The 14,063-nt window shown below is 48.0% G+C and carries 13 protein-coding genes; 7 read left to right on the forward strand and 6 right to left on the reverse strand.

What is annotated here, in order from left to right; all coding sequences use genetic code 11:
- Positions 1 to 28: 28 nt before the first annotated feature.
- The 4 genes from MARGE09_RS16820 to trmH all read right to left on the reverse strand — a co-directional run bounded on the left by MARGE09_RS16820 (position 29) and on the right by trmH (position 3,455).
- The gene (locus tag MARGE09_RS16820) at positions 29 to 397 is read right to left on the reverse strand and encodes a rhodanese-like domain-containing protein (protein WP_236983895.1); all 369 of its coding nucleotides are present in this window, start codon (positions 395 to 397) and stop codon (positions 29 to 31) included.
- An 84-nt stretch (positions 398 to 481) separates the two neighbouring features.
- A complete protein-coding gene (locus MARGE09_RS16825; protein WP_236983897.1) occupies positions 482 to 1,975 on the reverse strand; it encodes an alpha/beta fold hydrolase in 1,494 nt (497 codons plus the stop codon).
- A gap of 74 nt (positions 1,976 to 2,049) precedes the next feature.
- A complete protein-coding gene (locus MARGE09_RS16830; RefSeq protein WP_236983899.1) occupies positions 2,050 to 2,751 on the reverse strand; it encodes a pseudouridine synthase in 702 nt (233 codons plus the stop codon).
- Positions 2,748 to 3,455: a tRNA (guanosine(18)-2'-O)-methyltransferase TrmH gene (trmH, locus tag MARGE09_RS16835; protein WP_236983901.1), complete on the reverse strand. Its 708-nt coding sequence runs from the start codon at positions 3,453 to 3,455 to the stop codon at positions 2,748 to 2,750. The genes MARGE09_RS16830 and trmH overlap by 4 nt, the downstream gene beginning before the upstream one ends.
- Positions 3,456 to 3,828: 373 nt before the next feature.
- Between trmH and MARGE09_RS16840 the strand changes: the two genes are divergently transcribed.
- The 7 genes from MARGE09_RS16840 (at position 3,829) to MARGE09_RS16870 (ending at position 12,550) form a co-directional block, all read left to right on the forward strand.
- On the forward strand, positions 3,829 to 4,950 hold the full coding sequence (locus MARGE09_RS16840) for a PhoH family protein (RefSeq protein ID WP_236983903.1): 1,122 nt from the start codon (positions 3,829 to 3,831) through the stop codon (positions 4,948 to 4,950).
- Positions 4,940 to 5,425: an rRNA maturation RNase YbeY gene (gene ybeY / locus MARGE09_RS16845; RefSeq protein WP_236983910.1), complete on the forward strand. Its 486-nt coding sequence runs from the start codon at positions 4,940 to 4,942 to the stop codon at positions 5,423 to 5,425. The genes MARGE09_RS16840 and ybeY overlap by 11 nt, the downstream gene beginning before the upstream one ends.
- A 61-nt stretch (positions 5,426 to 5,486) precedes the next feature.
- The gene (locus MARGE09_RS16850) at positions 5,487 to 6,344 is read left to right on the forward strand and encodes an HlyC/CorC family transporter (RefSeq protein ID WP_236983912.1); all 858 of its coding nucleotides are present in this window, start codon (positions 5,487 to 5,489) and stop codon (positions 6,342 to 6,344) included.
- Positions 6,345 to 6,357: 13 nt separating this feature from the next.
- A complete protein-coding gene (lnt, locus tag MARGE09_RS16855; RefSeq protein WP_236983914.1) occupies positions 6,358 to 7,881 on the forward strand; it encodes an apolipoprotein N-acyltransferase in 1,524 nt (507 codons plus the stop codon).
- 100 nt (positions 7,882 to 7,981) lie between these two features.
- Positions 7,982 to 10,264 carry a HAMP domain-containing protein gene (locus tag MARGE09_RS16860; protein WP_236983916.1) on the forward strand — a complete coding sequence of 761 codons (2,283 nt, stop codon included), beginning with the start codon at positions 7,982 to 7,984 and terminating at the stop codon, positions 10,262 to 10,264.
- Positions 10,265 to 10,686: 422 nt separating this feature from the next.
- Positions 10,687 to 11,757 carry a 3-deoxy-7-phosphoheptulonate synthase gene (locus tag MARGE09_RS16865; protein WP_236983918.1) on the forward strand — a complete coding sequence of 357 codons (1,071 nt, stop codon included), beginning with the start codon at positions 10,687 to 10,689 and terminating at the stop codon, positions 11,755 to 11,757.
- 334 nt (positions 11,758 to 12,091) lie between these two features.
- On the forward strand, positions 12,092 to 12,550 hold the full coding sequence (locus tag MARGE09_RS16870) for a hypothetical protein (protein ID WP_236983920.1): 459 nt from the start codon (positions 12,092 to 12,094) through the stop codon (positions 12,548 to 12,550).
- A gap of 20 nt (positions 12,551 to 12,570) precedes the next feature.
- On the opposite strand, the gene MARGE09_RS16875 is transcribed toward MARGE09_RS16870, so the two are convergent.
- Together MARGE09_RS16875 and cobU are read right to left on the reverse strand one after the other, a co-directional pair.
- Positions 12,571 to 13,530, reverse strand: coding sequence for a cobalamin-binding protein (locus tag MARGE09_RS16875; protein WP_236983922.1), 960 nt, complete (start codon positions 13,528 to 13,530; stop codon positions 12,571 to 12,573).
- Positions 13,530 to 14,060 carry a bifunctional adenosylcobinamide kinase/adenosylcobinamide-phosphate guanylyltransferase gene (gene cobU, locus MARGE09_RS16880; RefSeq protein ID WP_236983924.1) on the reverse strand — a complete coding sequence of 177 codons (531 nt, stop codon included), beginning with the start codon at positions 14,058 to 14,060 and terminating at the stop codon, positions 13,530 to 13,532. Before cobU ends, MARGE09_RS16875 begins: the two co-directional genes overlap by 1 nt.
- Between the last annotated feature and the right edge of the window lie 3 nt (positions 14,061 to 14,063).

Raw genomic sequence — 14,063 nt, forward strand, 5'->3', positions numbered from 1 at the left:
GCTAGCAGGGCTTTTTTTATAAACAATATTATTTGCGGGAAATAATTTCTTCGTAACCACCTTCATTAATTACATTGGCGTAGCCCATTGCCTTCAAGACATCTTTAGCCACTTCAGAGCGACGGCCAGAACGGCAATACACTCGAATATCGGCATTTTTATCTTCAGTTATAGAGGCAATATGGTCTGCAATAACCTCGTAAGGAATTAACGCAGAGCCTTCGATATGGCCGCTATTAAATTCTTCTTGAGTCCGCACATCAATCCAGTAAGTCATAGGTTCTCCTGCAAAAGCTTTAATTGAAAAAATTGAAAAGAGGCTTGCGAACAAGGCAGCCACAAAAATAGCGCGCCGAACCACCCCACGAGTGTGCGACACTTGTTTTCGGTCAGTCATGCTGTACCTCCATAGATAAACAAAGTCTTATTAAACAACGCGCCGCCGAACAATGCCAGCGCACCGGATTTTTTAAGCTTGCCGTCAGTATTCAAGCCGGCAAGACGATGCTTTTTGGCCTGTATTAGGAAACGGCACAGTACCATGCGACGCATCCGCTTTGGCGATCCAATTTTCAATAAAGGCCTTGGGCGAAGCCCAATATTCAGGCAGCCAAGCGCTCGAGCAAGTATCCTCAGCCAGCACACCATGGCCATGGGCAACAGCACTCACAACCATGTGTGTAGATAAAGACTCAAGCAACTGCTTAACATCCTTCAGGCTTACCACCGGATCAAGCTCCCCCGTTAAAACTAAGGCTGGCACAGTACGAGGAGCCTGCAAAGACGATGGCGCTTGGCTGGCCACAAGCCCATTTAGTTGCGCACAGATCAGTAGCGACATATCAGGTGCAAAAAAGCGCGCCCACACCCCAAGCTTAGCTACACCTTGTTGATATTCGCGCTCTGAAAGCACTTGGTTATCGTTACACTCTGCTGCCCAATATAACCACGTATTCGCCGCCGAAGAATAGCTCTGGCTTAGCAAAGGCCCAGCCATAAGCTGTAAATGCGCCCAATCCCCCTTAACGACCTGCTTTAATAATGGTACCAACTGCGTGTATCGCGCTTCGGCAAACGCTTCTTGGCTTAAGCTTTGCGGATAATAAAATGTACTGAACAACAGGTGCGCAAATAGGTTGGCATCTACTTTGGCTTGATGGTGGTAACCTTCGAGGCGAAATTTCACAGTAGCGCTTTTGGTCTCCAAGGCAGCAATGGCTTGCCAAAAGAGCGGCTCCACCGACTCTCCTTGATGACAACTTTGCCGCGCCTGACACCAGGCCAATATACGCTGAAAACCTGCCACCCAACGCAGGCTATGCGCCAAGCGACTATTCACCGCCCAGCTATAGGGCGAATCCAGCAATAAGCTTTGCGCTCGTGCTGGCTCAAGCGCCACAACAGCTTGTGCAACACGGCTACCGTAGGATGTCGCCATCATGTGCCAATGCTCATGCCCCAACTGCAACAACAAAGCGACAATATCCTGAGCACTTCGCTGCGCATTAAATTGCTCAAAGCCCGTATTGCCTAGCTGTGTACGCCACTGCTTTAAGCACGCCTTGACCTTTGATAGCTCATCACCTTGCGCATGCTCGGCATAGCGCAATTGATTCAACGCCCACAAGCGGTAGCCTTCACATTGAAAATAACCCCAAGCCCCTTCATTGCCACGGCTATCCCACAAAATTAATGGCCTTTTAATACCGGCATCTAGCATCCAATAGCGCCAATGGTCTAGCTTAGCGGCCAACGTATTACCGCCCTCACCTGGGCCGCCACTAAAGTAAACAACAGGCGATAAGCTCATTGTTTTAGCGCCGTGTGCTTTAACCTTTTGTGGTTGCGGCGTTAATACAGCAAAGGGAATATAAACCGCAGGCTGTTCGGCATCAGGGTAATAGCGGCCACAATAGCCTTGAACAAAAGCATGATCTTGCCCTGGGCAAGGTTGCGTGCGCAAAGGATCTGGCACGAAAGTCACCGAGGGCTCAGGGCTACACCCCATGCAACACAAAATGCCCCCTAAACAAGCTAGCCAAAAAAGTCTCACTGCGGCTGCACGCCAGCAGTTACATCGAACGATTTAGGCCAAGCTAAATTCCAAGGGTTTTGGTTTGGCTCTATGCGTTTATTCGTTATTAAATCCTCGAAATACTCACCGGTATTTGGCCATGCATGAATATCGTAACGCTCGCCAGCATAGTTAAAACGCAAACCCCAGGCATGTAAGTACAAACGCTTAGCTTGCGAACCGCCGTAGCGGGTATCCCCCATAATCGAAGCCCCCAACGCCTTTAAAGCCACCCGCAACTGATGGGTTTTGCCCGTTTTAGGCCGCAACCACCACAACCGAGGCTGGCCCGCCTCGCCAAAGCTCATGCCGTAAGTCACGGCTGGGTTTAGCATGCTTCTTAATAGTTTGTAACTACCGCCGCGCGCTTTAGCCATATCCCCTTTCACCCAACCCTGCTTCTTTTTAGCGGGGCCATCGCTTAAAGCCAGATACATTTTTTGCACTTGCCCTTCAGCAAACATCTGGCAAAAAGCCTTATTCGCCGCCGTAGTCTTGGCCAGAATCACTAAGCCTGAAGTCCCAAGGTCTAAACGGTGTACGGGATGAATGTCGTTATTATTAAAATGTCGCCTTACTGCCTCCAGCAATGTGGCGCCTTCGTGGGCATGAACGGCCATACCTGCCGGCTTATGTACCACAACAAAGTCGGCGTGATCTAATACAATGTCGATCATTCGGGTGCGCCTGCCAATTTAGCCGAACCTTCACGCACACAGGCATACCATGCCGGAGGGTTTTCTATTTCACCATCTTCGCGCAGCGGCGGGTAAGCCAGATTTCGCTCATCACAAAACGCGGTGACCTGCGGATGTGCCCATTGAAAAAACAACCGGTCATAGTCCGATTGAGGCAGGCGAACGCGATCATAAAAACCCGCTTTACGACGCTGATACTGCGCCTCATTAAGAATAACTGCCGCCGCTACCGACACATTGAGTGATTCGACCATTCCCACCATAGGAATCGTTACGCATTGGTCTGTTAGGCTGCGTGCGGTATCGCTAATTCCTGTTTTTTCATTGCCCATCACAAGCGCCGTTGGTTTGGTGTAATCCACATCGCGGTAATCGCAAGCTGACTCATCCAGCGCGGTACTAATCACCTGAAAACCTTGCTGCTTTAATGCGCTCAATGGGGCCAATAAGTTCTCACAGTGTTCAACATCAACCCATTTATTGGCCCCCAAAGCTGTACCCCGATAAGGGTTATACCCTTTAGAGGGCACAACAGCATACATTTTAGCCACGCCAACAGCGTCGCAAGTACGTACCATGGCCGCCATATTGCGTCCTTTATGTACCTCGTCTGCCACCAAGGTTAAATCTGGCTGCCGCGCAGCCAGCACAGCACTAATTTTCGCATGACGTTCTGGCGTCATAAGTCCCCCTGTATTGCAAGCAATATTGATGTTTTACACACCAAAGCCCGCCATGTTGAAGCAAGCGCCAATCCTGCGCTAGAAAGTTACCCACAAAATCTGTTGATAACTGTGTGTAAAGTCATCGGCCATACTCTCAAGACTTCCATTTAGAAGGGCTTGCGCCGAACTGGTTATTTTTTAACCAGCCAGCTTGACCGCTTGCTGCATTCTACGGAAAACTCCCACTGGCGGCGAATGTCAATATTCTTTGATGCCTATTTGCTGGAATCTTAGCGCCTAATAATGCACATTCTCATAACACAAAAGCGTTTCTCTGTTTCACCAAAATGGGTTAGTCTATGAACTCATTCGTTATTGAGAAACCTCCCCATTGTCCAGTGATCAACCCTCCTCACCGTCCGAGCCTAGCTCAAATGAATCACCAACCCTTTCTACTGAAGTTAACTTTGAACCAGCTGACTCACGACGCTTAGCCAGTTTAAGTGGCAACTTAGATGGCAACCTAAAACAAATAGAAAGCCGGCTTGATGTTCAAATTCACAACCGCGGTGGAGCGTTTGTTATTCACGGCACCCAAGAGCGCATCGATATTGCCAAATTGGTTCTTGAAGACATTTACGCACTGACAGAATCTGATGGCGATGTCAGCGCAGAAGAAGTCCACCTTGCACTGCAAGAAGCCGGCGCTGATGCCTTTGTCGCCATAGGCAGCACCAAGCAACCTTACGAAGCGCCTGTAATTCGCACCAAAAAATGCTCTATAAAGCCACGCGGCCTGAACCAGCAAGGCTATGTCACGGCCGTTAGGCGCAACGACATTAACTTTGGTATCGGCCCTGCCGGCACAGGTAAAACCTACCTTGCTGTAGCATGTGCCGTTGAAGCCTTACTACGCGATGAATGCGAGCGCATTTTGCTGGTTAGGCCCGCCGTTGAAGCCGGCGAAAAGCTGGGCTTTTTACCTGGCGACCTCAGCCAAAAAGTGGACCCTTACCTGCGCCCACTCTACGACGCACTTTATGAAATGCTCGGCTTTGAAACCGTTGGCAAGCTTATTGAAAAGCAAGTCATCGAAATTGCACCGTTGGCCTACATGCGTGGCCGCACGCTAAATAACTCTTTTGTGATTCTTGATGAAAGCCAAAATACCACTCGCGAGCAAATGAAAATGTTTTTAACGCGTATTGGTTTTGGCTCCACGGCGGTCATTACCGGCGACCCAAGCCAAATCGATTTGCCGCGCGGCAGCGCATCGGGCTTACAGCACGCCGTCAGCGTTTTAAAAGGTGTAGAGGGCATTAGCTTTACCTTATTCACAGCCAAAGATGTTGTTCGCCACCCATTGGTGCAGCGCATTGTTGAGGCTTATGAAGCCAGCGAAGCAGAACGGCACGCCATTGAAAAACGCCGCCGTGAGCAAGATGAAAAACTGCGCGCGCAAGCTATGGTTAACGCCGGCATCTCTACCGACGAGCCATCTGATGACAACTGAAACTAGCCCTTCAACTGGGCCCTATGTCGACGTGCAAGTTGCCTGTACAAACCACGGACTACCCAGCGAGCAACAAATTACCGCATGGGTAGCCGCGGCTTTAACAGAAGGTAAACAAAACAGCGAATTGAGTGTGCGCATCGTGACAACCGACGAAAGCCAGACACTTAACGCGCAATACCGCAGCAAAGACAAACCCACTAATGTGTTGTCTTTCCCTAGCGACCTGCCCGATTACATTGACGAGCCGTTATTGGGCGACTTGGTCATCTGCGCCGACATCGTGCAGCAAGAGGCCGAAGCCCAAAATAAAGCCTGTGAAGCCCACTGGGCGCACATGCTGATCCACGGCACCTTGCATTTACAAGGGTATGACCATATAGAGGACGACGAAGCGGAAGAAATGGAAGCACTGGAAACGCACATTTTAGCCGGCTTGGGGTATCCTAACCCCTACGAGAATGCTGGGGCTTAAGTTTTAGCCCCCCATTACACTGTCAATTTGACTCAATGTTTGCAAATTAAGAAATCACATCATGTCTGAAGAACCGCCGAGTAGCCAACCTGCGATCAAAGAACGTACACAAGAACGATCTTGGATCGACAAGTTGATACATAGCTTCTCCAACAACGAGCCACAGTCTCGTGAAGAACTGCTCACCATTATCAAAGACGCCGCCAGCAATAAATTGTTGGACGATGAGGCGCTTGAGATTATTGAAGGGGCACTGAGCGTTAGCAACTTGCAAGTGCGGGAAATAATGATCCCGCGCTCGCAAATGGTCGTTATAAAACACGACGAAACACCCGAAGAGTTCTTACCTAAAATTATTGAGTCCTGCCACTCTCGCTTCCCCGTGATTGGAGAAAGCATCGATGATATTCGCGGCATTCTGCTCGCCAAAGACTTGCTTTCACTGCTGTTAAATCGCGACCAGCCCTTTGCACTTGAAGATATGCTCAGGCCGGCCAATATCATCCCTGAAAGCAAGCGCCTTAATGTATTGCTCAAAGAGTTTCGAGAAAAGCGCTATCACATGGCCATCATTATTGATGAATATGGTGGTATCTCAGGGCTGGTAACGATCGAAGATATTCTCGAAGAAATTGTCGGCGAAATCGAAGACGAAACTGACGATGACGATGACGACTTTATTCGACGAGTGTCTGATGAAGACTATATCGTCAAAGCCTTAACCCCAATCGATGACTTTAATGACCACTTTGATTGCGACTTTGATGATGCCGATTTCGACACCATCGGCGGCATTGTGACGCAAGCGTTTGGCCATATGCCTGCGCGCAATGAAGTTGTCGAGCTTAAAGGCTTTCGCTTTCGCATTCTGTACGCCGATAACCGCCAAATTCACTTAATTCGCCTGACCAGACTCTAAAAAGCGCTTATTTATGGATTTGCTCTTCGCGCGATGGAGGCCTTGGATATGCCTAATCGCCGCCACCTTAGGCGGCGCATTAGTGCCCTTATCTATGGCGCCTTACAGCCTTTGGCCGGCCGGTATAATCGGCTTATTTTTTATCGCCATCGCTTTGCGCAACAGCACACCAAAGCGCGCACTTTTCTTAGCATTTGCTGCGGGCCTGGCGCTTTTTGGTGTTGGAGTATCCTGGGTTCACGTGGCTATTGCGCAATTCGGCAATAGCTCGCAATCCATTGCACTCACCTTAACAGCATTATTCATAACCGGTTTGGCAGCCGTTTTCGCAGCGCCGTTTTACCTTTATGGCCGCTATTTAAGCCGAAGCTTATTTGGCCAAACTCTTGGCTTTGCCGCCTTATGGGTCGCTGGTGAATGGCTGCGCAGTTGGTTATTCACGGGGTTCCCGTGGCTTTATGTCGGCTATGGCCAAATCAATACACCGCTAAGCAATTTCGCCCCAATATTCGGCATATTTGGCGTATCGCTAGCCACCTGCCTAATAGCCGCTAGCATTTTATGGTTGCGCGAGCACTACCGCACGCACACAAGCCATGGCGCTCCCGCGCTAGCACTCGGCGGCATTATCTTGCTATATGGCGCGGGCCTAGCATTGGCCCAAGTTTCATGGACACAAGCCAAACCACACAAAATTAGCATTGGTTTGATGCAACCCAACATCCCACAAGAACATAAATGGGAACCCAGCTATTACAGCCAAACGCTCGATACCTTTAGTGAACTCAGCGAGCCATTGTGGGAACTAGACTGGGTTATCTGGCCTGAAGCGGCTATCCCATACCCTTACCATCAAGCCGCCCCCCTGCTCGATCAAATCGATCAATACAGTAAAACGCTAGGTACCGTATTTATTACGGGCATCATTTATGACGACTACGAGGCCTACAAATACTACAACGCCATTATTGCCCGCGGCGCAGGTAGTGGTGAGTATTTCAAACAACGGTTAGTCCCCTTTGGCGAATATGTACCTTTTGAAGAGCAACTCAGGGGCATTATTGCGTTTTTTAACCTCCCTACTTCGATTATTCATATTGGCCCTTTCAATAAAGCCGGCTTGAATGCCAATGGTGTACTTATAGCTGCAGCAATATGTTACGAAATTGTTTACCCCGACTTAATTGCCGAAATCTCTCGCGATAAGGATGTCATCCTTACTATTAGTAACGACGCATGGTTTGGCTATTCCAACGGCCCTTTACAGCACTTTGAAATGGCCCGTATGCGCGCGATTGAAACCGGACGCTATGTTATTCGGGCAACCAATAATGGGGTAAGCGGCTTTATTTCACCCAAAGGCGATGTCATCAAGCACGGTGGGCGATTTACCCGCGAGGCCATTGTCGGCGAAGTGCAACGCATGAAAGGCACCACCCCATTTATGGTTTGGCAATCATGGCCAATGGCTCTTACCTGCTTTTTTATTATTTTTTGTTGCGTTGTTCACCAACGATATAACAAGTTCGATGAATAAATTAACCAATTATCGGATAAATGGTGGCCCAATAGCGCTCCGCTAGCGTAGTCATAAGCCTTGGCTATACTCCTTAAAGGGATTTTCTTGGAGTCTATGCGTGAAGATATTTAGCGGCATCTCGGTTAGGTGGAAGATTTATTTTATTGCCATTGTCAGCATTATTGGCTTTGGTGGTTACTTGGCATTTAATGTTTGGATCAATACTCAAAACACCGCTTTACTGACCAGCGTTAGGGATACCTACTTCCCTATTCTAGAAAAATCCACCTCTAACGGGGTTCGCTTAGAGCGAATGTCCGAGCTATTTAATACCGCTGTGCTCACCGGCGAGCTGGAGTATTTAAAATCAGCCGAAGCCACAGCCGACACCATGCGCGAAGACTTCGAAACAATACTGGCATTAGAGCCCACCAAGAAAAAAAGCATCACCGACATCCAAGAAAATTTCGAAAACTACTTTAATGCAGCAAAAGCAATTGCCGAAGAAATGGCAACGGGCGAAGCCGACTTTAGCACCATCGGGGCCCGTGTTAAAAACAAAGAAGCCTACCTAGAGTTGCTAGTAACCCAGCTAGAAACTTTTCGAGCATACTCTCACAGCAACTTTTCGGGCAACATTGATAATGCCAACCACAACTCAGAGCTGATGCTCACCTCGGGCTTTGTCATTTGGGTATCCAGTATCTTGGTGCTTACACTTACGGTTTACACTATCGCACGTCTCATTCTAGGCAGTATTGTCAGCGTTTCTAAATCGTTACACCACATTGCCCAAAGTGGCGATATTGCACAAAACATCCCAGTCACCTCACGCGATGAAATTGGCAGGCTTACCCAAAGCTTTAACGAGTTAATGGATAAATTGCGCGAGCGCACCAACGATTTAATGAGCATGATGCACAACATGCACCAAGGCTTATTTACCATTACCGAACACGAAACCATTCACAAAGAATACTCCAGTTATATCGAACAAATATTCTCCACTACCGAAGTCGCGGATCAGCCCTACAGCACACTGCTGTTTAGCAAAGCCAATATTGGTAGTGATCAAATGGATCAAATAAAAACAGCCGTATCTAGCTTGCTAGGCGCCGACGAGATGATGTTTGCATTCAATCAGCACTTACTGATCAATGAGTATGTTATTAAAAAAGAGGATGCACCTGCACAAATTATTGAACTCGATTGGGATCCAATTATTACCGACGGCTATATCAGTAAAATTATGGTTACCGTACGCGATGTTACTGAACTAAGAGCCATGCAGGCCGAAGCCGAAGAGCAGAAAAAAGAGCTGGAAATTGTCGGCCAAATAATCCGCCTTGTACCGGCGAAATTTACGGGTTTTATCAGTAACGCCCGATCCCTACTCGACAAAAACAAAAGCATTATTGCTGCCACCAACGAAAAAAATGCCGGCGTTATTGCCAACTTATTTGTCAACATGCATACAATCAAAGGCAATGCCCGAACCTACCAATTTAGCGCTATTACCGATGTCGTACACGAGGCCGAAACCACATACGATCAATTGCGAAAAGACCCCGCTCAAGCATGGGACCCAAAACGTCTATTAGAAGAGCTAGAAACCGTACGTCAAGCTATCGAGCTTTATGATCGCGTGCGCAGCGAAAAACTAGCCGCCAGTAATGCCAATGAAATACCCGAAGACAGCGTAATACTTAGCCAACAAGATTACCAAACACTACTCAAGCAATCCGGCAACAATGATGTGTCTGCCGTCACCCGACTACTGCGACGGCTAGATACCCTAACCCTGCAAGAAGCACTCGGAGATTTACTAGGTTCTTTGCCTTCGGTGGCTGCACAACTAGACAAACCCGCCCCCAAACTTGACTTGCAATTGCGCGGCCTGTTGCTACATAAAGGCTACAACGAATTAATAAATAATGTGTTTACCCACCTGCTGCGCAATGCCATAGATCACGGCATAGAATCGGCCGAAGAACGCCTCGCGCAACAAAAACCAGCTGCCGGCACTATTCATTTGCACGCAGATGTACAAGCACACAGCAATACATTATTACTATGGGATGATGGCCGAGGCCTTAATTTAAAACGACTAAAAGAGAAAGCCATCAAGGCTGGGCACCTAAACCCAGACGCTATCAGATCTGCCTCCTCAATTGCCGATTGTTTATTTATGTCTGGCGTATCAACTGCCGAGCAGGTCACTGCGATATCTGGTCGCGGAGTGGGCATGGACGCGGTAAAAACGTACCTGCAAAACGCAGGCTGTGATATCGAAATCATACTTGACGAAAGCGCACTATCAACCGACGACTTTGCCGCATTTAAATTAAAAGTTACCCTTGCCAACCAACTGTGTGAAATAGATGCTGATAAGGTCGCATAAAGCAATGACGACTCAAAACAATGACAACAATGATTAAGCATGCACGCTAGGTTAACGTACTCAGAAAGACATACAGACTAGCCTTATCAGCGCTTACCTTATCAGCACTTATAAGCGGCGCCCAATGGCTCGCATTTATGAGAAACACAAACCCAAGTCAGCATTACTTTTGTTAATCACTGCGATCAAAAAGCCCGAATGACACCAAGCAATTAACTACAACCTATTGATTGCCGCGTGCATTCTCTTTTTGTAGCACTAATTTTGTACTACTAAAAGCGCAAATTCAGCTCCCACCTTGCTTTATTAACCCGCTACAACACAACAACAGGTGCCGTCAATTCTACTATCAGACATAGACTTTACGCGTATTACCTCAGTACAATGGCACACTATTTTCATTTCCAAGCGCATAACGAGATATGACGAACTCAAATATTGATGACCTTAACTTGGTTTCTCAGGAGATATTAATATCGCCTGATGAACTAAAAGCAGAACTTCCCCTATCAGAAAGCGCAGAAAGCGTTGTCACCAAGGGGCGCGCTACTGTACGCAATATCCTTGACCGCCAAGATAATCGCCTCATGGTCGTTGTTGGCCCCTGCTCTATTCACGACACTAAAGCGGCCATGGATTATGCACACCGCCTAAAAGTCTTAGCCGATAAGGTTTCTGATACGCTTTTCATCATTATGCGCGTGTATTTCGAAAAGCCTCGCACTACAACCGGCTGGAAAGGTCTTATCAACGACCCATACATCAACGATTCATTCAAAATCGAGGAAGGTCTTCATGTCGGCCGTAAACTACTCCTCGATATTGCCGAGCTAGGCCTGCCTACCGCGACTGAAGCCCTAGACCCGATATCCCCCCAATACCTTCAAGATTTAATTTCTTGGTCTGCTATTGGTGCTCGAACGACCGAGTCGCAAACTCACCGTGAAATGGCAAGCGGGCTATCTTCACCGGTTGGCTTCAAAAACGGTACCGATGGCGGCCTGACGGTGGCCATCAATGCGCTTCAGTCTGTTAGCAGCCCCCATAGGTTTTTGGGCATTAATGGCAACGGCCAAGTCTCTATCATTCACACTCGCGGCAACCCTTACGGGCATGTTGTACTTCGCGGCGGCAATGGCAAACCCAACTACGACTCAGTGAGTGTTGCTTTGTGCGAAAAAGCACTGGCAGAAGCGAAAGTACCCACCAACATTATGGTGGACTGCAGCCACGCGAATTCAAATAAGAATCACGAGCTGCAAACTCTCGTTATGGAAAATGTGACCCATCAGATACTCGAAGGAAACACGTCGATCATGGGCATTATGGTTGAAAGCCACATTAACGCTGGCAACCAGAAAATCCCAGCTAATTTAGAAGAGCTAGAGTACGGCGTATCCATTACTGATGCCTGTATCGACTGGGAAACCACTGAAGATGTGCTTTTGTCCATGCACAATCAACTCAAAGACGCGCTCGCTAAGCGCGGCTAACCCCCTAGTGCATTCCTACAAGGCGGCCACACGGCCGCCTTTTTTATAAGCGTAAGTTGTTCGCTTATACCCTCTCGAGTAAACACCTGAGTCTCTTATCTCTTTTAACAATAAACAGCTCGCCCACTATTACCACTTATCGCTTGCTGCTATCGCGCATCACACCAACAGTTTAAAAAACGCTATTTTTGCGTACTCTTTCTCACAAGGGCTTATAAAGTCACCTAGATCAAATTTTGTAGGGGTGTACACTTAAGTTGTCGTCTTAAGATATTAAAAAATAACAAAGCGGACGACGGCGATACGCCATCACAATAACAAAGAGGTTCATGCAATGACGTCACATCACTCCACAGATACTTCTGCATACTCTCACTCATCCAGCGCACACTCCTCTGCGGGCCACTCTCATCAAGCCATGGCCGAACTCCATGATGAGCTAAAAAACCCCCTCAGCTTTTGGCAGGAGATACGCATAACGCCAATGTCTGGCACCGATTATGTTTTTATCCCCAACTTCGTTTACCAAGCATTTGGCGGCAACTACACCATCGCGCGCTTTGTAACAGAGCTTAGCGGCGCCTTTGATATTGAACCTAGCCGGCTACAACTGATTTGCCGCAGCGACAAACCCAACGAAGACTGGCAATACGGAAAGACTATTGTTGAATGGAGCGCCGGCGGCATTAGCCATAGCCACCTAGAAAGCATTCCCCAAAATTCGAAATACCATGAATTCATCGAGTCTATGTTCCAGTACAGTTCCGCGCTTGTAACACAGCTTGAACACTAAATAAGCGTTAGATAAATAGACTAGGGTTCGGCTTTTTGCCGGGCCAGTTCCAACTGTTCGCACATCATGGCAGCTCCATCTAAAATCCGGCGAGTATGGCGCTGGATAATATCCGGCGGTATAAAAAATAAATTGCCACTTTTGACCGCAGACAAACTAGGCCATGCGCTCCAGTTGTCTAGCCAGTCGGGCCTAGCCTCCCCCATCCCGCTAGCAATAATTACATCAGGGTCCCGAGATAAAACAGCCTCTAAGCTGATTTTGGGCGCTAGGGTAACCGCATCTCCAAACGCGTTATTCCCGCCGCACAAGCGAATAACATCGCTAATAATGTGCTCATCGTTTAATGTCTGTAGCGGCTCGTACCACACTTGGTACAACACGCTTACAGCTTTGCGCTGTGAGTATTGTTTGCGCAGCTGCTGCAACGCAACCTCGTGAGCGATAGCCGCTTTTTCCGCGACCCCAGAGCTACCCAATAAAACGCCAAAATCACGAATAGAGCGCGCCACATCCTCTAGGTTTTTGGGGTCGCTAACATAAACAGGCAAACCAAGAGATTCCAACTTACTCAGTATTTTTGCTGCTCCTGCCGACTCCCACACGACGACTAAATCAGGGTTAACCGCCGCTATTGCCTCTAAACTAGCAGAGCTTATTCTGCCAACATTTTTAATGTCTTTTGCGGCCGCAGGAAAATCACAATAATCCACCACCCCCACCAAAGCTTCACCGCCGCCAGCGGAAAAAATATTTTCCACAATATGTGGCGCCAAAGCCACAACACGCTGCGCTGGCGCAGCCAAACGAACCTCTCGGCCACGATAATCGTTAACGGACACCCCGCCGCTCACACCACTAAAGGCTTGCACCGGAAGTTTTTCATCGGCCATAGAGTCGCCAACAAACAGTGCACACAGTACAAAAAACACGCGCACCATTGTTCGCAGCCGCGTTATTTTTGGTATCGCCAACAACATTACAAAACACCTTTTTTTAAGTTCAATACACAACCGGCGACAACCAAATCCACCTGATCACACAGTTTTGCCAAGGCCTGATTTAACCAGCCTGCCTCATCCGCAAATTGCCGGTTTAGCTCCCCCATCGGAACAATACCAGAGCCCACTTCGTTACTCACAAAAACGATGTGCCCCTTTAATTGCGGCAGCAATTCTAATAATGCGCTTTTTTCTTGCTGCCACACTTTGTGATGCAAGCAGTTATTCAACCATAAAGTTAAACAATCAACTAAAAACACCACGCCAATACCATCGTACTTCGTCAAGGTTTCGGCCAAATGCAGTTGCTCTTCCACCACACTAAAACGCGAAGAGCGCTCTTGCTGGTGTTTTTTTATGCGCTGTTGCATTTCTGCATCGCCATCCATGCCATTTCCGCCCCACGCAGTAGCAATATAAATAGGCCGCTCCCCTTCATAAGCTAATACACGCTGTTCAGCTAAACGACTTTTCCCGCTTCGCGCACCACCAAGCACAAGTGATTTCATGTG

It is taken from the genome of Marinagarivorans cellulosilyticus, from assembly GCF_021655555.1.
GTDB lineage: Bacteria > Pseudomonadota > Gammaproteobacteria > Pseudomonadales > Cellvibrionaceae > Marinagarivorans > Marinagarivorans cellulosilyticus.